This window comes from Caulobacter sp. CCUG 60055, from assembly GCF_022750545.1.
Lineage (GTDB): Bacteria > Pseudomonadota > Alphaproteobacteria > Caulobacterales > Caulobacteraceae > PUIC01.
Genome location: NZ_PUIC01000005.1, coordinates 273,581 through 296,538, shown reverse-complemented (window position 1 = coordinate 296,538; position 22,958 = coordinate 273,581). Strand labels below are relative to the sequence as shown.

19 protein-coding genes are annotated in these 22,958 nt (G+C 72.0%); 7 read left to right on the top strand and 12 right to left on the bottom strand.

Annotated elements, in window-relative coordinates:
- Together C5708_RS10280 and C5708_RS10275 are read right to left on the bottom strand one after the other, a co-directional pair.
- The gene (locus C5708_RS10280) at nt 1–204 is read right to left on the bottom strand and encodes a hypothetical protein (RefSeq protein ID WP_242920669.1); all 204 of its coding nucleotides are present in this window, start codon (nt 202–204) and stop codon (nt 1–3) included.
- Nucleotides 205–275: 71 nt separating this feature from the next.
- On the bottom strand, nt 276–2,363 hold the full coding sequence (locus C5708_RS10275) for a S9 family peptidase (protein WP_242920667.1): 2,088 nt from the start codon (nt 2,361–2,363) through the stop codon (nt 276–278).
- Here C5708_RS10275 and C5708_RS10270 point away from each other — a divergent pair.
- Nucleotides 2,362–2,514 carry a hypothetical protein gene (locus C5708_RS10270; protein ID WP_242920665.1) on the top strand — a complete coding sequence of 51 codons (153 nt, stop codon included), beginning with the start codon at nt 2,362–2,364 and terminating at the stop codon, nt 2,512–2,514. The two genes, C5708_RS10275 and C5708_RS10270, sit on opposite strands and share 2 nt — an antisense overlap.
- 90 nt (nt 2,515–2,604) lie before the next feature.
- On the top strand, nt 2,605–5,100 hold the full coding sequence (locus C5708_RS10265) for an ATP-binding protein (RefSeq protein ID WP_242920664.1): 2,496 nt from the start codon (nt 2,605–2,607) through the stop codon (nt 5,098–5,100).
- A 14-nt stretch (nt 5,101–5,114) separates the two neighbouring features.
- Here the strand turns inward: C5708_RS10265 and C5708_RS10260 are convergent, their stop codons facing one another.
- The 3 genes from C5708_RS10260 to C5708_RS10250 all read right to left on the bottom strand — a co-directional run bounded on the left by C5708_RS10260 (nt 5,115) and on the right by C5708_RS10250 (nt 9,473).
- The gene (locus tag C5708_RS10260; protein ID WP_242920662.1) at nt 5,115–6,137 is read right to left on the bottom strand and encodes an adenosine deaminase; all 1,023 of its coding nucleotides are present in this window, start codon (nt 6,135–6,137) and stop codon (nt 5,115–5,117) included.
- A 69-nt stretch (nt 6,138–6,206) separates the two neighbouring features.
- Nucleotides 6,207–8,366 (bottom strand): amylo-alpha-1,6-glucosidase, encoded by a 2,160-nt coding sequence (locus tag C5708_RS10255; protein WP_242920660.1) that lies wholly within the window; start codon nt 8,364–8,366, stop codon nt 6,207–6,209.
- Nucleotides 8,367–8,414: 48 nt separating this feature from the next.
- A complete protein-coding gene (locus C5708_RS10250; RefSeq protein ID WP_242920658.1) occupies nt 8,415–9,473 on the bottom strand; it encodes a glycosyltransferase family 4 protein in 1,059 nt (352 codons plus the stop codon).
- 141 nt (nt 9,474–9,614) lie between these two features.
- Here C5708_RS10250 and C5708_RS10245 point away from each other — a divergent pair, with 141 nt between their 5' ends.
- From C5708_RS10245 to C5708_RS10230, 4 genes are all read left to right on the top strand, one after another.
- A complete protein-coding gene (locus C5708_RS10245) occupies nt 9,615–10,250 on the top strand; it encodes a Ku protein (protein WP_242920656.1) in 636 nt (211 codons plus the stop codon).
- Between the two features lie 83 nt (nt 10,251–10,333).
- Nucleotides 10,334–11,617, top strand: a complete 1,284-nt coding sequence (gene dctA / locus C5708_RS10240) for a C4-dicarboxylate transporter DctA (RefSeq protein WP_242920654.1) — start codon at nt 10,334–10,336, stop codon at nt 11,615–11,617.
- A 44-nt stretch (nt 11,618–11,661) separates the two neighbouring features.
- Nucleotides 11,662–12,387, top strand: coding sequence for a thermonuclease family protein (locus C5708_RS10235; protein WP_242920646.1), 726 nt, complete (start codon nt 11,662–11,664; stop codon nt 12,385–12,387).
- 56 nt (nt 12,388–12,443) lie between these two features.
- Complete coding sequence (locus C5708_RS10230) at nt 12,444–14,597, top strand: discoidin domain-containing protein (protein WP_242920644.1); 2,154 nt, start codon at nt 12,444–12,446, stop codon at nt 14,595–14,597.
- A gap of 78 nt (nt 14,598–14,675) precedes the next feature.
- Here the strand turns inward: C5708_RS10230 and C5708_RS10225 are convergent, their stop codons facing one another.
- From C5708_RS10225 to C5708_RS10195, 7 genes are all read right to left on the bottom strand, one after another.
- Nucleotides 14,676–15,179, bottom strand: coding sequence for a CarD family transcriptional regulator (locus C5708_RS10225; protein ID WP_242920642.1), 504 nt, complete (start codon nt 15,177–15,179; stop codon nt 14,676–14,678).
- 316 nt (nt 15,180–15,495) lie between these two features.
- Complete coding sequence (gene fdxA, locus C5708_RS10220; RefSeq protein WP_242920640.1) at nt 15,496–15,837, bottom strand: ferredoxin FdxA; 342 nt, start codon at nt 15,835–15,837, stop codon at nt 15,496–15,498.
- A 148-nt stretch (nt 15,838–15,985) separates the two neighbouring features.
- Nucleotides 15,986–16,279 (bottom strand): RNA-binding S4 domain-containing protein, encoded by a 294-nt coding sequence (locus C5708_RS10215; RefSeq protein WP_242920638.1) that lies wholly within the window; start codon nt 16,277–16,279, stop codon nt 15,986–15,988.
- Entirely contained in the window at nt 16,276–18,822 is a 2,547-nt protein-coding gene (locus C5708_RS10210; RefSeq protein ID WP_242920636.1) for a helicase-related protein, read from the bottom strand. Before C5708_RS10210 ends, C5708_RS10215 begins: the two co-directional genes overlap by 4 nt.
- Before the next feature lie 299 nt (nt 18,823–19,121).
- Nucleotides 19,122–20,795: an amidohydrolase gene (locus C5708_RS10205; protein ID WP_242920634.1), complete on the bottom strand. Its 1,674-nt coding sequence runs from the start codon at nt 20,793–20,795 to the stop codon at nt 19,122–19,124.
- Nucleotides 20,796–20,831: 36 nt separating this feature from the next.
- Entirely contained in the window at nt 20,832–21,542 is a 711-nt protein-coding gene (locus C5708_RS10200) for an amino acid racemase (protein ID WP_242920632.1), read from the bottom strand.
- Nucleotides 21,539–22,540, bottom strand: a complete 1,002-nt coding sequence (locus C5708_RS10195) for a D-cysteine desulfhydrase (RefSeq protein ID WP_242920630.1) — start codon at nt 22,538–22,540, stop codon at nt 21,539–21,541. Before C5708_RS10195 ends, C5708_RS10200 begins: the two co-directional genes overlap by 4 nt.
- A gap of 151 nt (nt 22,541–22,691) precedes the next feature.
- Here C5708_RS10195 and C5708_RS10190 point away from each other — a divergent pair.
- Nucleotides 22,692–22,958 (top strand): hypothetical protein (locus C5708_RS10190; RefSeq protein ID WP_242920628.1); only part of this gene is annotated, 267 nt, incomplete at its 3' end.

Genomic DNA, 22,958 nt, shown 5'->3' with positions numbered 1-22,958 from the left:
TCAGCGCCCGGTGTTGACGCCGGCCAGGTTGGCCAGGTGCACCAGCATGACCAGCACCACCACCGCCGAGCTGACCATCAGCAGGCGCCAGGGCACCATGCGCGGGCCCCGGTGGACGTCGGGCGGCCGGGCGCCGCGCCATCCGCAGAGGGCGCAGAAGCCGGCCGCGGCGGCGGCGGCGATCAGCGTGACGGTCCAGTCCATGAACTAAGCGGTCTCCGACCTGGCGTCCTCCCCCGCACGGCGAGGCGAAACGGGGGAGGGGAGGATCAGGGTCAGGCCCCCGGCTTGGCCGTCCACTTGTTCAGCCAGCCCAGCACCGAGTCGTGCCACTGCACCGAGTTCTGCGGCTTGAGCACCCAGTGGTTCTCGTCGGCGAAATACAGCAGCTCGCTGGGCACGCCCTTGCGCTGCAGGGCGGTGAAGGCGCCCAGGCCCTGCTCGACCGGGATGCGGAAGTCCTTCTGGCCGTGGATGACCAGCATCGGCTTGGTCCAGTCGGCGACGTGGTTGACCGGGTTGAACCGCTCGTAGCCCTGCGGGTTGGCGAAGGCCGCGCCGCCGTTCTCCCATTCCGAGAACCACAGCTCCTCGGTGGAATAGCCCATCATGCGGTTGTCGAAGACGCCGTCGTGATTGACCAGGCACTTCCACGGGCCGTTCCAGTTTCCGGCGATCCAGTTGACCATGAAGCCGCCGTAGGAGCCGCCCAGGGCGCAGGCCCGGTCGCCGTCCAGGAAGTCGTACTTGGACAGGGCGAAGGCCCAGCCCTTCTGCAGGTCCTCCAGCGGCCGGTCGCCCCAATGGGTGCTGATGGCGTCGGTGAAGGCCTGGCCGTAGCCGGTCGAGCCGTGGAAATCGATCATCACCACGGCGTAGCCGGCGCCGGCGTAGGTCTGGGCGTTCCAGCGATAGTGGAAGAGGTTGCCGAAGCTGCCCTGCGGGCCGCCGTGGATCAGGAAGGCGACCGGGTACTTCTTGCCGGCGACATAGTCGGCCGGCTTGACCACGTAGCCGTGCACGGTCTCGCCGTTCCAGCCGGGGAAGCTGAACTGCTCGGGCGCGCCCATGGCCACGCCGGCCAGCTTGTCGGCGTTGACGTTGGTGACCTGGACCGGCTTGCCGCCGGCCAGCGGCAGGGTGAACAGCTGCGCCGGGGCGGTCAGATTGTCGGAGACGTAGACCAGGCCCTTGGGCGAGACGTCGAAGGCCGAGACGTGGCCCTCGCCGGTCAACGGCGTGACCTTGCCGCTCTTGACGTCGATCGAGAACAGCCGGGTCTGGCCGACGTCGCCGGCGACGACATAGAGCGACTTGCCGTCCGGCGACCATTTCAGGTCGTCGGCCGAGCGGTCCCAGCCCGCGGCCAGCTCGCGTTCGGCGTCGGTGGCTTCGTCGCGCAGGATGATGTGGAAGCGGTCGGCCTCGAAGCCGGGGCGCTTCATGGCGCGGTAGGCCACGGTCTTGCCGTCCGGCGACATGACCAGGCCGGTGTCCCAGGCCGGGTTCTTGGCGGTCAGGTTGCGCGGCGCCTTGGAGCCGTCGACCGGCGCGCCATAGATGTCGAAATTGGTGCTCCACGGCTCGGTGCGGCCGGCCAGGCGGGCGGCGAACCACACCGCCTTGCCGTCGTTGGAGAAGCCGAACTCGGCGTCGTCGCCATAGGGCTTGGACGGGGCGTCGCCGTCGAAGCCGGCCATCAGCGGCGTGGCCTTGCCCAGGGCCAGGCCCTGGCCGTCGAGGGCGAGCGAGAACAGGTGGTTGCGGGTTCCGTCGGCCCAGGCGTCCCAGTGGCGCACGAACAGCTTGTCGTAGAGGACGCCCGTGGCCTTGGCCTGGTCGGCGGCCTTGGCCGGGGCGGCGGCGCTTTCCGTATCCGGATGGACGGCCATGGCCACCACCAGGGACTTGCCGTCCGGCGACAGCTTGAAGGCGCCGACGTCGGCCGGCAGCTTGGTCGCCTGCTCGGCCTTGGCGCCGGCGAGGTCGGTCTTCCACACTTGGTCCGATCCGCCGCGCGACGAGACGAAGTAGATCGCCTTGCCGTCCGCCGACCAGCGGGCGCTGGACGCGCCGCCGTCCGAGGCCGCCAGGCGTCGGGGCTGGGCGCCCTTGGCGGCGAGGTCGACGAGCCAGATGGCGTGGGCGGCCTTGTTGGCGGCGTAGTCGGTGGTGCGCAGGTCGTAGAGGACGTAGCGGCCGTCGGGCGAGACGCGCGGGTCGCTGACGCGGTCGAGATTGACCATGTCCCGGGCGGTGAAACCCCGGCCCTGGGCGGCGCCGTCGGCGGCGTGCGCGGCCGGGGCGATGACGGCGAGGGCCAGCGCGGCGGGCGCGGCGGCGGCGAGCAGGCGTTTGATCATGGAGCGCTCCGAAGCGCGCCCGGCCCCGACCGGCGCGCGGATGTTCTGGCGGGCGCCGCAGACGACGCCCAGGCTGGCTTCCTCTTACCGGGTGATGGGGCGTGGCGGCAACTGGCGGCGGCTCGGCCCCGCCCCCGCCGACGGCCCGTGACCGCGCGCCGCATGGGCTAGGGTCTACACCAAAACTAAAGGGTGGCCGCGTTAGCCAGAGAGACAGCGAATTTTCGTCTTGCCACGAACCATGAACTCACTCGCCCGTCGGTTCCTGCTCAGCGTCGGCGTCATGACCGTGGCGGTGAGCGTCCTGGCGTCGGTCGCCGCCTTCCTGACGTTCCAGCGCGAGCTGGAACGCCGTCAGGTCGGCTATCTGTCCGACTACGTGGCCGAGCGCAGCAACAAGGAGGACCGTCGGTTCTCCGACCTGACCGGCCTGCATCAGGCCGCGTCCGAGGCGCTGAAGGTCCGCGTCAGGGCGATGTCCCAGCCCGAGGCCGACCGGCTGTTCGATCTGTATTTCCCGCTGCAGAAGGACGGCACCCGTCGCACGCGGCCGCAGTCCTTCGACGGCGGGCGGGACGCGGCCGGCGACTATGTCTACGGGATCGGGGGCTTCATCTCGGACGGCCGCCGCGTGCCGCCGCTGGAGCGGCGGGCGCTGGTCGCCGCCTATCAGGTGGTCTCGCACTTCGGCGAGGGTTTCCGGCCGCAGTACGACAACTTCTATTTCTACACGCCTCACACCCGCCTGGTGATGTTCGGCCCCGACCGGCCGGACCGGCTGATGTTCTACCGGCACGACGCGCCGGCAGACCTCGACATCGGCCAGGAGGAGATGGTCCATATCCTCAACCCGCGCGCCAATCCCGCCCGCACCACCCGCTGCACCTCGCTGCAGCGCCTGGTCCAGGACAAGACCGGCGAGCGGCTGGCCACCGCCTGCGTCACCCCCGTCGACATCGACGGGGCCCTGGTCGGCGGCTTCGGCTCTTCGATCCAGCTGACCGGCTACTTCATGCGCGCTGTCGGCGACGCGACGCCGGGGACCTCGAACCTGATCGTCAGCAACCATGGCGACCTGATCGCCTATCCCGGTTTCGCCCGGCCCGGCGTCGCCTCGCCCGGGACCGTCGCCGCCTACGAGCGCAGTCTGCGGCTGAAGTCGCTGATCGAGACCATTCGCGCCGACGGCAAGCACCATGGGGTGGTCGTCAGCCCCGACGGCAAGCAGATCGTCGCCTACGGCTTCCTGACCGGTCCGGACTGGTATTTCCTGATCGCCTCGCCCAAGTCGGCCATCATGGTCTCGGCCCTGCGCTCGGCGGCGTGGATCCTGATGATCGGCCTGCTGGCCGCCCTCGCCCAGTCGGCCCTGATCGTGGCGGTGGCCCGCGGAACCATCATCAGGCCGCTCAGCCGGCTGGCCGCCTCCACCGAGGCGGCGCGGATCGGCGGGCGCGGCGTCGAGGACCTGGAGGCCCGCGCCGACGAGGTCGGCGCCCTGGCGCGGGCGCTGCGCACCGAGCGCGAGCGCGCCGACGAGGTCCTGGCCAGCCTGGAGCAGCGCGTGCGCGAACGCACCGCCCAGCTCGAGGCGGCCAACCACGAGAAGTCGCGGTTCCTGGCCAATATGAGCCACGAGCTGCGCACGCCGCTGAATGGCGTCGTCGCCGTGTCCGAGACCCTGGCGCGCGAGCAGAAGACCAAGCGCACCCGCGAGCTGGCCGAACTGATCGTCTCGTCCGGCCGGCTGCTGGAGCAGGTGCTGACCGACATCCTCGACTTCTCCAAGATCGAGGCCGGGCGCATGGGCCTGGAGATCAGCGAGTTCCAGCCCCAGGCCCTGTCGGCGCGCATCGCCGCCCTGCATCGCGCCGCCGCCGAGGCCAAGGGCCTGACCTTGCGCTGGTCGGTCGACGTCTCGGCGTTCGGCGTCTATCGCGGCGATCCGGTGCGGATCACCCAGATCCTCTCGAACCTGCTGTCCAACGCGGTCAAGTTCACCGAGGCCGGCGAGGTCGACATGACCATAGCCGCCACGCCCGAGGGCCTTTGCTTCACCGTGCGCGACACTGGCATCGGCTTCGACGACGCGGCGGGCGTGCGGCTGTTCGAACGGTTCGAGCAGGCCGACGCCTCGATCACCCGCCGGTTCGGCGGCACCGGCCTGGGCCTGGCCATCTGCCGGTCGCTGACCGAGCTGATGGGCGGAACGATCGCGGTGGAGTCTGAGCCGCGCAAGGGGTCGACCTTCACCCTGCGCCTGCCGCTGGAGCGGGTCGGCGGCGTCGTCGCCAAGGCCGCGCCCGAGGCGCCGCCGGCCGAGCCGCCCGCCGAGGGCGTGCGCGTGCTGCTGGCCGAGGACCATCCCACCAACCAGAAGGTCGTGCGCCTGATCCTGGAGGCGGCCGGGCTCGACCTGACGGTGGTCGACAACGGCGCCCAGGCCCTGGACGCTCTCGCCGACCAGCCGTTCGACGTGGTGCTGATGGACATGCAGATGCCCGAGATGGACGGGCTGACCGCCACCATCAAGCTGCGCATCCGCGAATGCGTCGAGGGCGCGCCGCCGGTGCCGGTGATCATGCTGACCGCCAACGCCCTGGACGAGCACGTCAAGGCCAGCCTGGAGGCCGGCGCCGACCTGCACCTGTCCAAGCCGGTGCGGCCCGACGCCCTGCTGGCCGCCATCGGCCAGGCCCTGGCGCTGCGCCAGGCCAAGGTCGAGGCGGCGGCCTAGCCCGGCGCGGGGCTTTAGAGCGTCACCACGGCTCCGGCGACGTAGCGGTCGATCTCGGCCAGGCGGCGGTCGATCTCGGCCGGCGGCAGGAACGAGCCCTTGAAGCTGTTGCGGGCCAGCGTGACCAGATCGTCGGCGGTGAGCTCCAGGGCCGAGGCGACGGCCAGGTAGTTGTCCTTCACGTAGCCGCCGAAATAGGCCGGGTCGTCGGAATTGACCGTGGCGCGCAGGCCGAGGTCGAGCATCCGCCGCATCGGATGGGCGGCCATGTCCTCGACCACGCACAGCTTCAGGTTCGACAGCGGGCACACCGTCAGGGTGATCTGGTCGCGGACCAGCCGCGCCACCAGCGCCTCGTCCTCCAGGGCCCGGTTGCCGTGGTCGATGCGGTCGACGCGAAGGCCGTCCAACGCCTCCCAGACATAGGCGGGCGGGCCTTCCTCGCCGGCGTGGGCGACGCGTTTCAGCCCGCGCTCGCCGGCGGCCTGGAACACCCGGGCGAACTTGCCCGGCGGATGGCCGACCTCCGAGGAATCCAGCCCGACCCCGGCGATGCGGTCGAGGTAGGGCTCGGCCTCGGCCAGGGTCCTGAAGGCCTCGTCTTCGGACAGGTGGCGCAGGAAGCACAGGATCAGCCGCGAGGTGACGCCCAGCTCGCGCTCGGCCGCCGCCATGGCCGCCAGCAGCCCGTCGGCGACCGTCGGGAACGGCACGCCCCGGTCGGCGTGGGTCTGCGGGTCGAAGAAGATCTCGGCGTGCCGCCCGCCGTCGGCGGCCAGCCGGCGGAAATAGGCCGCTCCCAGATCATGGAAGTCCTCCTCGGTCCGCAGCACGCCGGCGCCGGCGTAGTAGATGTCGAGGAAGTCCTGCAGGTTCGAGAAGCGGTAGGCGGCCCGGATGTCTTCGACCGAGGCGTAGGGCAGGGCGACCTTGTTGCGCCGCGCCAGGGCGAACATCAGCTCGGGCTCCAGGCTGCCCTCGATGTGCAGGTGCAGTTCGGCCTTGGGCAGGCCGGTGACGAAGGCGTCGAGGTCCATGGGCGCTCCAGCGGGGGTCGTGCCGGCATCTCCCGCCTTTCGCCCTTGAGCGTCAAGCGGCGGCCGGGTTCAGCGACGGGTGACGATGGCGATGTCGGGATCGGAGGCGCGGCCGGGCATGACGATGACCTGATCGCCGACGTGTTCGAACACCAGATCGACGCGGGCGCCCGCCACCGTCAGCCCCTCGATCGCCAGGTGGTCGACGCCGATGGGCAGGCGGGGATGGTCGACGCGCACCTCGCGCCGCCAGGCGTCGATGGTGACGCCCAGGCAGGCCTGCAGCACCATGAACACCGCCCCCGCCGCCCAGGCCTGCGGGATGCAGGCCACCGGATAGGCCACTGGCGGCTCGCCCGGCTGACGGGGAAAGCCGCAGAACAGCTCGGGCAGGCGCATCTCGAAATGCACCGCCGTCTCGAACAGCGCCGACAGCATGCGCACCACGCCGTCCCGCTCGCCGTAGCGGGCCATGCCCGCGGCGCAGATGGCGGTGTCGTGCGGCCAGACCGAGCCGTTGTGGTACGACATCGGGTTGAAGCGCGCCTCGCCCACGGCCAGGGTGCGCATGCCCCAGCCCGAGCTGAAGCCGGTGGACAGCAGGGCTCGGCCGACCGCCCGCGCCCGCTCGGCCGACGGCAGGCCGGCGAACAGCAGGTGTCCGGGATTGGAGGCGCGCACCCGGCACAGCCGCCCGCGTCCGTCGATCGCGATGCCGTAGAAGCCGTCTTCCTCCATCCAGAAGCGCCGCTCGACCGCCTCGCGCACCTGCTCGGCGCGGCGCAGCCAGCGCTCGGCGGCCGCCTGCCCGCCGCGCCGGCCGGCCAGCCCGGCCAGGGCGCGATAGGCGGCGAAGGCGTAGCCCTGCACCTCGACCAGGGCGATCGGCCCCTCGGGAAAACGGCCGTCCTTGTGGAACACCGAATCCTCGCTGTCCTTCCAGCCCTGGTTGGACAGGCCGGTGTCGGCGCCGCGGGCGTAGTCGATCAGGCCGTCGCCGTTGGAATCGCCGAAGGCGTCCATCCACCCGGCCGCCGCCTCCAGGGCCGGCCACAGCCGGTCGATGAAGGCCATGTCGCCGGTCCGCTCGGCGTAGGCGCCGGCCAGGGCCACGAACAGCGGCGTGGTGTCGACGCCGCCGTAGTAGCGGCCGAAGGGCAGCTCGCCGAGGGTGGTCATCTCGCCCCTGCGGGCCTCGTGCAGGATCTTGCCGGGGGCGGAATCGCGAAAGGCCGAAACCTCCGTCGCCTGGTTGTCGGCCAGGAAGGCCAGCACGCCCCTGGCCAGGGCCGGCTCCAGCCACAGCGCCTGCCAGGCGGTGATGACGGCGTCGCGGCCGAAGGTGGTCGAGAACCACGGGATGCCGGCGTAGGGATAGGGGCCGGTCGCCAGGTTGGTGGTCAGCAGAGCGAGATCCGAGCGCGAACGGTCCATCCATTCGTTGAACAGCCGGCCCGAGCTCTTCAGGCGCGCGCCCTGGCGGATCTTGCGACGCATGACCAGCCGCGAGCGGGCGGCGGCGGCGCGGAAGCGCGCGCGGGTCGGCGTCTCGTCCTCGCGCTCTCCGACCTCGACATAGAACTCGACGGTCTGCTCGGGCGGCAGATGGAACAGGAAGTCGGCGCGCGCGCCGCTCATCCGGCCCGGCGGATCGGAGAAGGCGATGACGCTGGCGCGGACGACCCCGTCCAGCCCCTCGTAGCGGAACACCGTCCGCCGCCCGTCGATCTCGGGCGGAAAGACGCGCCCCCGCTTCGGGCGGTGCTGGCCGCGCACCTCGAACATGTCGCGGAAGTCGGCGCCGTACTCGATCGAGACCGGGGCCATCACCTCGTCGCGGCCGTAGTTGGTGCAGCAGATCCGCTCGTAGAGGCGGCCGTCCCACAGGAAGCGCTTGCGCTCCAGGTGGATGACGCCGTGCGGGGTCGCCCGGCCGCCGGTGAACGGCAGGGGGCGGTTGGTGGTGTTCGAGGTGAAGTAGACGTTGTCCTGCGAGACGGCCGAACTGAGCAGCGAAGGCGACGCCCCGCCGACCAGCAGCCGAAACCGCGACAGCACCCGGGTGTCGTCGCGGAACAGCCCGTCGGCCGCGCCCAGTACGTCGCCATAGGCGTCGGCCACCAGGAAGGTGTCGGCGTCCTTGAGGGCGAACAGGCGGTGCGGAACCCGCGGCTCGGCGGTTTCGCCGGTCTCGGCCTCGGCTTGCGGCGACGGGGCCAGATCGTCCATGCGCGCGTCCTCGTTCTGGCGCGACGCCCCCGGGGAGGCGACGCGCGCTCAGGCCGACGCGGCGGTGAGGCCCGCCGGCGGGCGGTCCTGCAGGCCGGCGTACAGGTCAAGATAGCGCCGCGCCATCGCCGTGGCCGAAAAGCGCAGTTCGAAGCGTCGACGAACATCGCGCCGGCTGAGGTCGGAAATGCGGCGGCCGGCCTCGACCGCCTCGTCCTCGTCGCGGACGATGAAGCCGGTGGCGCCGTGCTCGACGATCTCGCGGGTCGAGCCGCGATCGAAGGCGATCACCGGCGCGCCGCAGGCCATGGCCTCGATCATCACCAGCCCGAACGGCTCGGGCCAGTCGATGGGGAACAGCAGGGCCGCCGCCCCGCCCAGGAAATCGGACTTCTCGGCGTCGCCGATCTCGCCGACGAACTCGACGAGGGGATGGGCGAGCAGCGGTTCGACCACCTCCTTGAAGTAGCCGACGTCGGCCTGGTCGACCTTGGCGGCGATCCGCAGCGGCAGGCCGAGGCGGCGGGCGATGGCGATGGCGCGGTCAGGGCCCTTCTCCGGCGAGATGCGGCCGAGGAAGGCCAGGTAGCCCCGATGCTGCGGGCTGAACCGATAGAGGTCGGCGGGAAAGCCGTGATGCACCGTGCCGGCCCAGCGGGCGAACGACAGCGGGCCGCGCTGGGCGTCCGAGATCGAGACCAGCGGAAAGCCGCGCCAGCGGCGATAGACCTCGGGCAGGTCCTTCAGGTCCAGCCGCCCGTGCAGGGTGGTGAGGGTGCGGCCGGCCATGTCCTCGAAGAACGGGAAATGGACCATGTCGGTGTGGAAGTGGATGACGTCGAACTCGCCGGCGCGCCGGCGCACCTCGGCCAGCATGGCCATGTGGGCGGCGAGGTCCGACTTGAACGGGGCCGGATCGAGCCGGATGGCCTGGTCGCGCACCGGGACCAGGCGCGCCCGCGTGGCGGCGTCGGCGCTGGAGAACAGGCTGACTTCGTGCCCCAGGTCGACCAGGGCGTCGCAGAGATGGGCGACCACCCGCTCGGTGCCGCCATAGAGCCTTGGGGGGACCGCCTCGTAGAGCGGGGGAACCTGGGCGATCTTCATGATCGGCCTTCGCGCGGACGAATCGGGGGCGTGTGCGGATAAGTCGTCGGCGACGCTCGGAGTTCCAACGGAACGGAGAAATGAACGCCCGGCCGCGCGGCGCGTTGTAGGAGCGCCGTTCCCCCATCCGAGAGGCCGAACATGGCGCCGCGCCCGACCTGGCAGGGGCATTTGAAACTGTCGCTGTTGAGTTGTCCTGTCGTGCTCTACGCCGCCGCCGACCAGATCGGCGGGACGGGTTTCAACCGGCCGTTCCAGACCGCCGGCGGCCTCGTCCACGCGGCGGCCGCCGATCCGGAAGCGGGCCTCGCCGACCTTGTCGAGGGCCTCGGGTTCGAGAATGGCCGCTATCTCGTCGCTGCCCCGGGCGAGATCGGCAGGCGGGCCCTGGAGAGCGGGCGGACCATCGAGATCGACCGTTTCGTCGAGGAGGACGCCGTCGACCGGCTCCGCTGGAGCGAGCCCGGCTATCTGGCCCCCGACGGCAGGACGGCCGTCGAGGCCTATGCGGTGATCCGCGAGGCCATGTCCCGGGCCGGGGTGGTCGCCCTTGGCCGGGTGGTGCTGCGCCGGCGCGAACGCCTGCTGGCCATCGAGCCGCGCGGCGCCGGCATGGTGGCCTGGTCCTTGCGCGACGAGGCGGCGCGCGACCCGATGGAGGCCCTGCGGGGCGATCTGCGCCAGGGTTGGCGCGCCCCGGCGGCGGCCCGCGCCCGTGCGGCCCCGCCGCCCAAGCCGCCGCCGCGGGGCAAGGTCGTTCCCGGCCGTCGGCCGTGACCAACCGCCTCATCGGCGCGGCGGCGATTTCCCCGCGAGGCGAAGGAGGCTAGCCTCCGCCGGTCTTGGGCGGGGAGCATGCGGTGCGGTTTCTGAAGATCCTCTATGTGCAGGTGCTGCTGGCCATCCTGGTCGGCGTGGTCCTGGGCGCGCTGTGGCCGCAGGCCGGGGTGGCGATGAAGCCGCTGGGCGACGGCTTCATCCGCCTGATCAAGATGCTGATCGCGCCGGTGATCTTCTGCACCATCGCCGCCGGCGTCGCTCATATGAGCGATCTGAAGACCTTCGGGCGGCTGGGCGCCAAGACGCTGATCTATTTCGAGGCGGTCTCGACCCTGGCCCTGCTGATCGGCCTGGTCGTCGCCGAGGTGGTGCAGCCGGGACGGGGCTTCAACATCGACCCGACCCAGCTCGACCCCAAGATCGCCGCCGGCTACGCCGCCAAGGCCCATGCCGATTCCGTGGTCGACCACCTGCTGGGGATCATCCCCGAGACCTTCGTCAGCGCCTTCGTCGAGGGCAACCTGCTGCAGGTGCTGCTGCTGGCCATCCTCACCGGCTTCGCCTGCGCCCGCCTGGGCGAGTTCGGCCACGCGGTCGCCGCCGCCCTGGACAAGACCGTGCGGGTGTTCTTCTCGATCATCCACATCGTCGTGCGCGCCGCGCCGGTGGGGGCCTTCGGGGCGATGGCCTTCACCATCGGCAAGTACGGCGTCGGCTCGCTGGTCCAGCTCGGCGCGCTGATCGCCACCTTCTACCTGACGGCGATCCTGTTCGTGGTGGTGGTGCTCGGCGTCATCGCCCGCGTCGTCGGCTTCTCGATCTTCCGCTACCTCGCCTATGTGCGCGAGGAGCTGCTGATCGTGCTGGGGGCCAGCTCGTCCGAGGCGGTGCTGCCGCAGATGATGGAGAAGCTGGAGCGGCTGGGCGCGCCGAAGTCGGTGGTCGGGCTGGTGATCCCCACCGGCTACAGCTTCAACCTCGACGGCACCAACATCTACATGACGCTGGCCACCCTGTTCCTGGCCCAGGCCACCGGCGTGCACCTGACCTGGCAGCAGGAGGCGACCATCCTGGTGGTGGCCATGCTGACCTCCAAGGGGGCCAGCGGCGTCACCGGGGCGGGGTTCATCACCCTGGCCGCGACCCTGACGGTGGCGCCCGACATCCCGATCCAGTCCCTGGCGCTGCTGGTCGGGGTCGACCGCTTCATGAGCGAGTGCAGGGCCCTGACCAACGTGGTCGGCAACGGCGTCGCCACCTTGGCGGTGGCGCGCTGGGAGGGGCAACTGGACATGGACCGCCTGCGCGGCGAGTTGGCGCGCGGGCCGTCGGCGGGCGAAGTCCTCGGCGAGGGCCGCGCCTGAGCCGGCCGGACCGCAGGGCCCTGGGGCGGGCCGCCGCCGGCCTCGTGCTGACGGCGGCGCTGGCCGCCTGCGGCCGCGAGCCGGCCCTCGACCAGCTCGCCGCCGGCGAGCGCGGCCGGGTGGTCGAGGCGCGTTCGGGCGGCGTGGTGGTGCTGGCTTCCGGCCTGGTGGTGCGGCTGGCCGGCGTCGATCCTCCGGGATGGGACGGCGCCTGGGAGGCGGCGGCGCGCGCGGCCCTCGACCGGCTGACCTCGGGTCGCGAGATCGATCTGCTCTATGGCGGCGCCAACCGCGACGGCTACGGCCGCGCCGTCGCCCAGCTGCGGGTGCGCGAGGGCCGGGTGTGGGTGCAGCAGGCCCTGCTCGAGCAGGGGCTGGTGCTGGTGCGCACCCACGCCGACAACCGCGCCCTGGCCACGGCCATGCTGGCGGCCGAGGCCCGGGCCCGCGCCGCCCGCCGCGGCCTGTGGGCCCGGGCGGGGGCGGTGCTGCTGCCCGAGGAGGTCGGCCCGGCCACCAGCGGCTTCCGCATCGTCGAAGGGCGCGTGCGGCGGGGCGGGTCGGCCTATGGCCGTATCTATCTGGACTTCTCCGCCGACGGGCGCGGCTTCGCCGTCGAGGCGCCGGCCCGCGCCCTGGGCGACTTCCGGCATGCGGGCAAGGCGCCGGAGGCCCTGGCCGGGCGGCTGGTGCGGGCGCGCGGCGTGGTCTCGGGCGAGGTCATGCGCCTAGACCACCCCGAGGCGGTGGAGCTGCTGCGCGAATCCTGAGCGATTTCACGTTCCGCGGATAGGCTGCGGCCGCGCGGCCCGCTAAAGCCCTGAACATGACCGCCTTCCGTTTCGCCTGTTCCGTCCTGTGTCTGGCCGCCGCGCTTTCGCCCGCCGCCGCCGCGCCCGCCGGCAAGCCCGCCGCCCCAGGGCGCATCGTCGTCGACCTGTCCGCCGGCAAGCCGGCCAACACCTTCCGGCCGGACGAAGCCTTCGGCGGCGGCGTCGACGGCATGGGGCGCGACGACGTCGATCTGGTGCTGACCCCGCACAACATCGCGGCCATGCGCGAGGGCGGCCTGCGCAAGCTGACCTACCGGCTGCGCACCGAACTGGGCAACGAGGCCTGGCACTGGAACGAGGAGGGGACCTGGAGCGACCCGGCCCGCGCCCAGGGCTACTGGACCTCCAGCGACGATCCGGCCAAGCCGGTGCTGATCTCGCACGGCTACAACCTGCCCCGCCGCGGCAACACCATCGACCAGGCCAACAACCTCGGCTATTCGCGCCTCGACGACGGCGATCCCGAGACGTTCTGGAAGACTAATCCCTATCTCGACAGCCGCTACACCCATGCGCCGGCCCGGCCGCAATGGGCCATCGTCGACCTGGGCGGCGAGAAGCCGGTCGACGCCGCCCGCATCCAGTGGGCCGATCCCTACGCCGTCGATTACGACGTGCAGTACTGGGTGGGGAGCGACGACTACGACCCGGCCGGCCGCTGGGCGACCTTCCCCGCCGGCGCGGTGCGGGGCGCGACCGGCGGCGACGTCACGCTGAAGCTTTCGCCCCAGCCGGTGAAGACCCGCTTCCTGCGCCTGATGCTGCGCAAGGCTTCGGGCACGGCGCCGGCCGGCTCGACCGACGTCCGCGACGGCCTGGGCTACGCCGTGCGCGAGGTGGCGTTCGGGACCCTCGACCCGGCCGGGCGGCTGCGCGACGTCGTCCGCCACGGCAAGTCGAAAGAGACGCAGAGCGTCATGCACGTCTCCTCGACCGATCCCTGGCACCGGGCGGTCGACAAGGACCTCGACCTCGAACAGGCCGGCCTCGACCGCATCTTCCGGGGCGGCCTGACCAGCGGCCTGCCGATGCTGACGCCGGTTCCGGCCTTCTACGACACGCCCGAGAACGCCGCCGCCGAGATCCGCTTCCTCAAGCGGCGCGGCTACAAGGTCGAACAGGTCGAGATCGGCGAGGAGCCCGACGGCCAGTACGGCTCGCCCGAGGACTACGCCGAGATCTACCTGCAGGTGGCCGACGCCGTCCACGCCGTCGACCCGGCGATCAAGCTGGGCGGGCCCAGCTTCCAGAGCGGCTTCGCCGACGTGTGGATGGAGCGCGAGGACGACCGCTCGTGGACCCGGCGCTTCGTCAGGTTCCTCAAGGATCGCGGGCGGCTGGGCGACTTCAACTTCTTCTCGTTCGAGCACTATCCGTTCGACGACATCTGCGGGCGCATCGACCAGAAGCTGATCCGCCAGACCACGCTGATGGCCGACCTGTTCAAGCGCCTGGACGACGACGGCGTGCCGCGCGACATCCCCTGGATCATCGCCGAGTACGGCTTCTCGGCCTATTCCGGGCGGGCGATGTCCGAGCTGCCCAGCGCCCTGCTCAACGCCGACATCGTCGGCCAGTTCATGACGCTCGGCGGGGACGCGACCTACCTGTTCGGCTACACGCCGAACGTGCCGATCAACCAGCACCAGCCCTGCGCCGGCTATGGCAACATGATGCTGTGGCAGGCCGACGAGAACGGCCAGGCCAAGTGGAAGATGCCGGCCTATTACGGCGCGCGGATGATGACCGGCGAATGGGCCCAGCCCGGCGACGGCGTGCACGCCCTGTATCCCGCCGCCTCGAACCTGCGCGACGCCAAGGGGCAGGTCCTGGTCACGGCCTACGCCGCGCATCGGCCGGACGGGCGCTGGGCGCTGATGATCGTCAACCGCGACAAGGACCGCGCCCATCCGGTCCGCATCGACTTCAAGGGCGCGGCCGGCCCGCTCGGCGGGCTGACCGGGCCGCTGGAGGTGTTCCAGTATTCGGGCGCGCAGTACGCCTGGAAGGACGCCGGTCCACAGAGCCGGCCGGCGCGTTCGCTGCCGCCGGAGCATCGAACCCTCAAGGGCGGCGCGGCGCTCGACCTTCCGGCCTATTCCTTGACCATCGTGCGGGGAGCCGGCCCGGCGGCGCCGGGCGGATAGGGGCGCGGCTCCAACGAAAAACGCCTCCCGCGAGGCGGGAGGCGTCTTCGAACTCGTCGTCGGAGCGTTGGTCCGCCGTCAGGCGGCCTTCTGCAGCGACTTGGTCAGGATGCCGATGGCGGCGTCGCGGTCGATGCGCTCGATGGCGGCGACTTCGCGGGCCATGCGGTCCAGGGCCGATTCATAGAGCTGGCGCTCGGAATAGGACTGCTCCGGCTGGTTGTCGGCGCGGTGCAGGTCGCGGACCACCTCGGCGATCGAGATCAGGTCGCCCGAATTGATCTTGGCTTCGTATTCCTGGGCGCGGCGCGACCACATGGTGCGCTTCACCCGGGCGCGGCCCTTCAGGGTGGTCAGGGCCTGGGTGACGACGTCGTTGGCCGCCAGCGGGCGCAGGCCCGCGGTCTTGGCCTTCTTGGTCGGGACCCGCAGGGTCATTTTCTCGTGGTCGAAGGTGATGACATAGACTTCGAGCGTGATGCCGGCCACTTCCTGGGTCTCGATCCCCACCACGTTGCCTACGCCGTGGGCAGGGTAAACGACGTGATCCCCGACGGAAAACTCGTGACCGGTCTTGCTCATCGATAGTCCTCTTTTCAGTCTTCCGCTTCCGGCCGGGAAGCGGTACGCCGCACCATCACGCTGCACGCTTTCGACTCGGCCTGAGACAAAAATGTCCTCACTCCCGCGAAGGCGGGGCGGCGAAATCGAATTGGGAAATGTTCTCTAAGACACCCTTCGCCTTCGATCAGGCGCGCGCCGGTTAGGGACGGCTGTTTTCGACACGACGTTGGGCGGGCGCGCAGGCGCTATCGCCACGTCGTCTGTGACGGTATCACAAAAATGAGTCAGATGAAAGGGTTGCGCCCGCCGCCGCCGGGGGGACGGACGCGCCGGGTCAAGAGCCCTTGCCCGGCTTTTCGCTGAAATGCTTCTCGAACTTGTCGGCGACGCGCTCCCAATCGTCGCGGTCGGCCGGCGGTTCGCCCTTGACGGTGATGTTCGGCCAGACGCGCGAGTATTCGGAATTGACCCGCAGCCACTTGCCGTCGGGATCGTCCTCGGTGTCCGGCTTGATGGCGTCGACCGGGCATTCCGGCTCGCACACGCCGCAGTCGATGCACTCGTCGGGATTGATCGCCAGGAAGTTCTCGCCTTCGTAGAAGCAGTCCACCGGACAGACTTCGACGCAGTCCATGTACTTACATTTGATGCAGGGGTCGGTGACGATATAGGTCATCAGAACTCGCGGCGTCCGTATCAGCCTGCGCTTGGGGCGCGGGCGGGCGACTTTTTGAGTCCGCGGCCGCCGTTGTCAATGCACGTTGTGCGCGGCCGGCCGCAGGAAATCTGCATGCGGACGGCGGGATCGCCTCCGCTCGCTCAGCTCAACCGACCGGTCCGGCGTCGAGCGGCGAATAGAGCGCCTGGGCTTCCGCCGCCGGGCCGCGCCGCTCGCCCAGGCCCTCGACGCGCACGGCGGTGAGGCGGCCGTCGACGGCGAACACCAGGCCGTCGCCGGGACGCACCGTGCGGCTGGGCTTGTCCAGCCGCGTCTCCTGGCCGGCCCGGCTCAGGCGCACGCGGCCCTCCTCGACCATCCGCGCCGCCAGCGACCGCGTCTTGAAGAAACGGGCGCGCCATAGCCAGACGTCGACGCGGCAGGCGTCCTCGCCGCTCACGCGCCGCCTCCGGCGCGCCGGCGTCGCCGTGGCCGGCGGGCGCGGGGCTCGGCGGGCTGCGGCTTCAGGGCTGCGAGGGCGGCGAAGGGCGAGGCCGCCGCCGCCGTGGTCTCCGGCGCGGCCGCGGGTTGGCGCCGCCGCCACGCCGTCGGCTCGCCGGGACGGGCGCGGACCGCCGGGGCGAAGCCGAGCGCGCGCAGCACCTGGGCCAGTTGCTCCGGGCTCCAGCCCAGCTCGACGGCGGCCTGTTCGCCGAGCAGGGCGCCGCCGCCTTGCCGGGGCGCGGCCCGCAGCAGGACGTCCAGCCGCTCCAGGGTCTCGACCGGGGCGGCCAGCCGGCCGACGGCCCTCAGGCCTCGCCACGCCAGGGCGCGATCGGTCGGGGCGGGGTCGGGCAGGGCGACGAGGCGGTCGGACGGCGGCGACCATCCCGGCGCGGCCAGGCCGGCGAACGGGGCGGCGAAGGCCAGGGCCTCGGCGGTCAGCAGGCGCGGCTGGAACAGGCTGAAGGCCCCGAAGCGCACGCCCAGGCTCTTGAGCACGCGGCGCTCGGCCTGGCTGAGGGCGCGCACCTCGGCCTCGACCGCGCGCCGGTCGATGACGCCGCCGGCCTCGAACAGCCGCCAGGCGATCCCGCGCGCCAGCCCGCGCACCTTGCCCTCGGCGGCGGCCCGCTCCAGCTTGCGCAGCGGCGCCAGGCGGCGGGCGGCCTCGGCCGCCACGAACGCCTCCAGACGCTTGGCGGCCCGCTCGCGCGCCGGCGGCGGACCCAGCTCGCCGAGCAGCCGCACGCGCGGATTGAACGGCTCGCCGGACGCCAGCACCCCGGCCGCGTCGCCCCGCCACAGCGCCATGCCGTCCGGCGTCAGGGCGAAGGCCGCGTCGGGTTCGGCGGCCAGGCGGCCCAGCCGCTTGGCGATCTCCGGGCCGACGGCGGTCTGGGCCGCCGCGCGCAGGGCCTTGTCCTCCAGCACCGAAGCGCCCTTGGCGGGCTCGAAGTTCACGCCGGTCAGGCGGCCGACCACATGGCCCTCGACCGTCACCTGGCCGTCGGCCGCGACCCCGGCGTCGAGTTCCTCGCGCACCCGCAGGCCGCGCATCAGGGCGCTGGTGCGGCGGTCGATGAACCGTTGCATCAGGCGCTCGTGCAGGGTGTCGGACAGGCGGTCCTCCAGGGCCCGCGTCGCCTCCTGCCAGTGGGGCGGGTCGCGCAGCCAGTCGGGACGGTTGGCGACATAGGCCAGGGTCCGAACGTTGGCCAAGCGGCCCGACAGGGCGTCGATGTCGCCGTCCAGCCGGTCCAGCGCCTTGAACTGGCCGTCGATCCAGTCGTCCGGCACGCGGCGCCGCGCGCCCGTCAGGTGGGCGAACAGGTCGCCGACCAGCCGGACGTGCTCCTCCAGCGACACCTTGCGGAAATCCGGCGTCTGACAGACGTCCCACAGGCGGATCAGGTTGGCGCGGTCGCGGGCGCGGCGGGCGACGTCCTCGTCGCGGGCCAGCTGGCGAAGGGTGATCTCGTCCACCGCCTCCTTGGCCAGGTTCAACCCGCCATAGGGCGGCGGCGCGGCCAGCGAGCGCAGCAGGAAGGGCAGGGAATCGAAGTCGAGCCGGGCGTTGCGCCACTCGGCGGCCGGCACGGGCTCGAAGGCGTGGTGCTCGACGGCCTCGACGAGGTCGGGGTCGATCTCGGGGCACTCGCCGGTGACGCCGAAGGTGCCGTCGCGCCGATAGCGGCCGGCCCGGCCGGCGATCTGGCCGATCTCGGGGGCGTGCAGCCAGCGGGTGCGGCGGCCATCGTACTTGCGCAGCCCGGCGAAGGCGACATGGTCGACATCCATGTTCAGGCCCATGCCGATGGCGTCGGTGGCCACCAGGAAGTCGACCTCGCCCGACTGGTAGAGCGCGACCTGGGCGTTGCGCGTGCGCGGCGACAGCCCGCCCATGACCACGGCCGCGCCGCCGCGCTGGCGGCGGATCAGTTCGGCGATGGCGTAGACGGCGTCGGCGCTGAAGGCGACCACGGCCGAGCGGCGCGGCAGGCGGGTCAACTTCTTGGGTCCGTCGTAGCTCAGGCGCGAGAAGCGTTCGCGGGTGACGATCTCGGCCTCGGGCAGCAGGCGGCGCACCAGCGGGGCCATGGTCCCGGCCCCCAGGAACATGGTCTCGGCCTTGCCGCGAGCGTGCAGCAGGCGGTGGGTGAAGACGTGGCCGCGCTCGGGGTCGCCGCACAGCTGGATTTCGTCGACGGCCAGGAAATCGACCTCGCGCCCCAGCGGCATGGCCTCGACCGTGCAGACGAAATAGGCCGGCCGGGGCGGGACGATCTTCTCCTCGCCAGTGATCAAGGCCACCGAGCGCGCGCCGCGCAGCTTGACGATGCGGTCGTAGATCTCGCGGGCCAGCAGCCGCAGCGGCAGCCCGATCATGCCGGACGCATGGCCCAGCATCCGCTCGACGGCCAGATGCGTCTTGCCGGTGTTGGTCGGCCCCAGGACCGCGGTCAGTCGCGACGGGGCCGCGCCGGTCGGGCGGTCACTCATATCCTCAAGGTGGGAGAATCGGGACCGCCGCGCAAGCGTGCGAACGGCGGGAAAGGCGCCGCGCCTGGCGGGGGGAGCCAGACGCGGCGCCCGGGCGGCGCAAGTGGCGTCGAACCTGGACGGGACGGATCGCAAGGATCTTCCCGGGGCTTTTCCTATGGTCGACCGGCCAAGCCGCCCGTCGAACGCGCCGTATCGTCGATTATGCTGGGGCGACGAGCGGCGACGCGTTCCGCACCGTCATAATGCAATCTAAAATAGAAAAACACAATCAAAAGAGGATCGGTCTCGCAACGGCCTCACGCCTCGTAGGCGACCGCCCCGTCCACCACCGTCAACACCGCCCTGGCCTTGAGGATGTCGGCCGGCGGCGCGGTCATGATGTCGGTCGAGAACACCGTCAGGTCGGCCAGCTTGCCCGCTTCCAGCACGCCCAGCTCATGCTCGCGGCCGACCGCATAGGCCGGCGCCCTGGTCAGCATGGCCAGGGCCCGCTGGCGGCTGACCGCCTGGCCCAGGCCCCAGTCGGGGCCGGCGAAGCCGTCGAGGGCGTGACGCCAGGTCGCGGCGTAGAACTCGATCAGCGGATCGCCCTTCTCGACCGGCGCGTCGCTGCCGGCGCACACCACCGCGCCCGAATCGAGCAGGCTCTTCCAGGCGTAAGCCCCCTTGAGCCGGTCCGGGCCCAGGCGCTGGCCGGCGAAATAGAGGTCGCCGATGGCGTGGGAGGGCTGCATCGAGGCGATGACGCCCAGCCTGGCGAAACGGGGGATGTCGGCCGGCGCCAGGATCTGGGCGTGCTCGACCCGCCAGCGGGCGCGGCGGCCCTCGCCGCCGGCGCGGGCGAACGCCGCCTGATAGCCGTCGAGGACCAGGCGATTGCCCCGGTCGCCGATGGCGTGGGTGGCGACCTGGGCGCCGCTTTTCCAGGCGCGGTCGAGGATCGGGGCCATCCGCGCCGGATCGGAGAGCAGCAGGCCGGTCGAGCCGGGCGAGTCGGCGTAGGGGGCCAGCAGCGCCGCGCCGCGCGAGCCCAGGGCGCCGTCCATGTACATCTTGACGCCCCGCACCCGGACGAGGCCGGTGGGGTCGGCGGACGGCCCCCTGGCCAGCACGTCGTCGGCGGCCTCCGGCGCCATGAAGTTGTCGACGCGCAGCGCGATCCCCCGGTCGCCGGCCAAGCCCCGCAGCAGGCCGAGGTCTTCAGCCGACACGCTCATATGGTGCAGGCCGGTCCAGCCTCGCGACAGGTAGAGGCGGTCGGCCCGCCGCAGCGCCTCGCGGCGGACGGCCGTCGGCGCGTCGGGCAGCCGATGCTCGGCCTCGCCCCAGGCGTGGTCGACCAGCATGCCATTGGGGCGGCCGGAGCCGTCGCGCAGAATCTGCCCGCCGTCCGGATCGGGCGTCGCCGGCGCGATCCCCGCCAGGACCAGGCCCTGGCTGTTGGCCACGCCGGCATGGCCGTCCGAGCGGCCGAGCAGCACCGGCCGGTCGGGAACGACGGCGTCGAGGTCGTCGCGATTGGGGAAGCGCTTGTCGGGCCAGTGGGTCTCGATCCAGCCGCGCCCGAAGATCGACCCTGGGCCCGGATTGGCCTGGGCGTAGGCGCGCAGGCGCGCCTGCAGGTCGGCGACCGAGGTCGTCCCGGTCAGGTCGAGGACGAAGGACTGCAGCCCGATCTCGGTCATGTGGGCGTGGGCGTCGACGAAGCCGGGATAGGCGGCCGCGCCCTTCAGGTCGATCTCGCGGGCGCCGGCGGCCAGCGCCCGGGCCTCCGACAGCGCGCCGACGAAGACGATGCGCTTGCCGCGCGTCAGCACCGCCTCGGCGCGCGGGGCGTCGTCGCGGCCGGTGTAGATCGGGCCGCCATGCAGCAGCAGGCCCGGCTCGGCGGCTCTGGCGACGGCCGGCGCCGCGCCGACGGCCGCCGCCGCGAGCAGGAAGCGACGGCGATGAAGGGCGGCGTCGGCCATGGGCGAGACTCCTTGCGGGGGCGGCCGATCCCGCCGTCAGTCGGCGGCGAGGGCCAGGGCGACCGCGCGCCGGGCGAGGACGGCGCTCGAATCGATCAGCGGGACGGGCAGGTCTTCCTGGCCGATGACCAGGGGAACCTCGGTGCAGGCGGCCACCATCACCTCGGCGCCCTGGTCGATCAAGGCCTCCGCGATGGCGCGCATCTCGTCGCGGGCGCCCTGGCCGACCTCGCCGAGCTTGACGCGGTAGAGCAGGGTCATGAACCGCTCGCGCAGCGCCCCCTCGGCGACCACCGGCTCGGCGCCGCGCTCGGCCAGGGCCCGCTGGTACAGTCCCGCCTCAAGGCAGCCCGCCGCCGCCAGCAGGCCGACGCGCCGGGCTGTCGGATGCTCGCGCCGCACGGCGTCGGCGGTTTCGGTGATGATGCTGACGAAGGGGATGGCCACCGCCCGGCGGATGTCGGCCTCGAAGGCGTGGGCGGTGTTGCACGCCATCACCAGCAGGTCGGCGCCGGCGCGCTCCAGGCCCCGGGCCATGTCGGCCAGCACCGGCCCCGGCGCCGCTTCTGGCGAAGGCGCGCCGCCGGCCAGGGCCAGGTTGCGGTCGGGCACGCCGGGGTTGCTGTCGATCAGCACGCGCAGGTGGTCCTGCTCGCGCGTCGCCGGGGTGGCGGCGATCAGCTTGGCGTAGAAGTCCAGCGTCGCCGCCGGGCCCATGCCGCCTATGACGCCGACGACGCGGCTCACGGCGTCTGCAGCACGGGCTGGTAGGCGTAGAGCGCGGGCGAGCCGCCGGTGTGCACGAACAGCACCGTCTCGCCGGCCTTGAAGGCGCCGCGCCGGATCAGGCCGATCAGGCCGGCGAACGCCTTGCCGGTATAGACCGGGTCGAGCAGCACGCCCTCCAGCCGGGCCAGCAGGCGCACGGCCTCGACCATCTCGTCGGTGGGCAGCGAGTAGCCGGGGCCCACCCACTCGTCGAGGGCGATCACGGCGTCGTCGGCCAGGGGCGCGCGGACGCCGAGCAGGGCCAGGGTGCTCTCGGTCAGGGCGCGGATGTTGGCTTCCTGCTCGGCGCGCGGGCGGCGGACGTTGATCCCGGTCAAGGGCAGGCCGGCGTTGGCGCCGACGAGGCCGGCCAGCAGGCCCGCATGGGTGCCGCCGCTGCCGCTGGCGCAGACCACGTGGTCGAGATCGAGCCCCAGGTCGAAGGTCTGGGCCAGCAGCTCCTCGGCGCAGGCGACGTAGCCGAGCGCGCCCAGGGGGTTGGAGCCGCCGCCGGGGATGACGTAGCCGCGCCGACCCTCGCGCTCCAGGTCGGCGGCGAGCGCGCGCATGGCCGCGTCGAGATCTGTCCCCGCCTCGACCACCGTCACCGCCTCGACGCCGAGCAGGTCGAACAGGAAGTTGTTGCCGCTGGCGTCGCGCCGATAACTGCCCGGCACGCGCTGTTCCAGGACCAGCCGGCACTTCAGCCCCTCGCGCACGGCGGCGGCCAGGGTCAGGCGGCAGTGGTTCGATTGCACCGCGCCGACGGTGATCAGGGTGTCGCAGCCCTTGGCCAGGGCGTCGGCGACCAGGAACTCCAGCTTGCGGGTCTTGTTGCCGCCGCCGGTCAGGCCGGTCTGGTCGTCCCGCTTGATGTAGATGTCCGGGCCGCCGAGATGGCGGCTCAGGCGTTCGAGGCGTTCGATCGGCGTGGGCGCGGGCGTGTAGCGGCGGCGCGGAAAGCGGGCGAGGTTCATCGAAGCTCCTGCCGGCCGCAGCCGGCCCAAGACGCGGCCGGACAGCGAGCGGCCAGGAGCGAGTTATAACGGCGCCGCGGCCGCCGGGAACCGTCCAGTCTCAGTTCTTCGACGATTGGTCCTTGGCGTCCTTGCGATCCTGCGCCGGGTCGTGCGCGGCCTTGGCCTGGGCGCGCTTGGCGGCCTCGGCCTGCTGCCGGGCCTGTTCGGCCTGAGCCTGAGCCTGGGCCTGCTGGGCGCGTTGCTGCTGTTCGGCCTGCCGCTGGGCCTGGGCTTGCTGGGCGCGCTGCTGCTGCTCGGCCTGCCGTTGCGCCTGGGCCTGTTGGAAGCGCTGCTGGTCGGCTTGATGCTGGGCCTGCATCTGCTGGGCGCGCTGCTGGTCGGCCTGGGCGCGCCGGGCGGCGTCGGCCTGGCGGCG

Excerpts from the sequence above, each read along its gene's own strand:
- C5708_RS10275 (WP_242920667.1), bottom strand. The coding sequence starts at position 2,363 with ATGATCAAACGCCTGCTCGCCGCCGCCGCGCCCGCCGCGCTGGCCCTC.
- C5708_RS10230 (WP_242920644.1), top strand. The coding sequence starts at position 12,444 with ATGACCGCCTTCCGTTTCGCCTGTTCCGTCCTGTGTCTGGCCGCCGCG.
- C5708_RS10195 (WP_242920630.1), bottom strand. The coding sequence starts at position 22,540 with ATGAACCTCGCCCGCTTTCCGCGCCGCCGCTACACGCCCGCGCCCACG.
- fdxA (WP_242920640.1), bottom strand. The coding sequence starts at position 15,837 with ATGACCTATATCGTCACCGACCCCTGCATCAAATGTAAGTACATGGAC.
- C5708_RS10265 (WP_242920664.1), top strand. The coding sequence starts at position 2,605 with ATGAACTCACTCGCCCGTCGGTTCCTGCTCAGCGTCGGCGTCATGACC.
- C5708_RS10270 (WP_242920665.1), top strand. The coding sequence starts at position 2,362 with ATGGAGCGCTCCGAAGCGCGCCCGGCCCCGACCGGCGCGCGGATGTTC.
- C5708_RS10250 (WP_242920658.1), bottom strand. The coding sequence starts at position 9,473 with ATGAAGATCGCCCAGGTTCCCCCGCTCTACGAGGCGGTCCCCCCAAGG.
- C5708_RS10205 (WP_242920634.1), bottom strand. The coding sequence starts at position 20,795 with ATGGCCGACGCCGCCCTTCATCGCCGTCGCTTCCTGCTCGCGGCGGCG.
- C5708_RS10280 (WP_242920669.1), bottom strand. The coding sequence starts at position 204 with ATGGACTGGACCGTCACGCTGATCGCCGCCGCCGCCGCGGCCGGCTTC.
- C5708_RS10210 (WP_242920636.1), bottom strand. The coding sequence starts at position 18,822 with ATGAGTGACCGCCCGACCGGCGCGGCCCCGTCGCGACTGACCGCGGTC.
- C5708_RS10260 (WP_242920662.1), bottom strand. The coding sequence starts at position 6,137 with ATGGACCTCGACGCCTTCGTCACCGGCCTGCCCAAGGCCGAACTGCAC.
- C5708_RS10225 (WP_242920642.1), bottom strand. The coding sequence starts at position 15,179 with ATGAGCAAGACCGGTCACGAGTTTTCCGTCGGGGATCACGTCGTTTAC.
- C5708_RS10255 (WP_242920660.1), bottom strand. The coding sequence starts at position 8,366 with ATGGACGATCTGGCCCCGTCGCCGCAAGCCGAGGCCGAGACCGGCGAA.
- C5708_RS10245 (WP_242920656.1), top strand. The coding sequence starts at position 9,615 with ATGGCGCCGCGCCCGACCTGGCAGGGGCATTTGAAACTGTCGCTGTTG.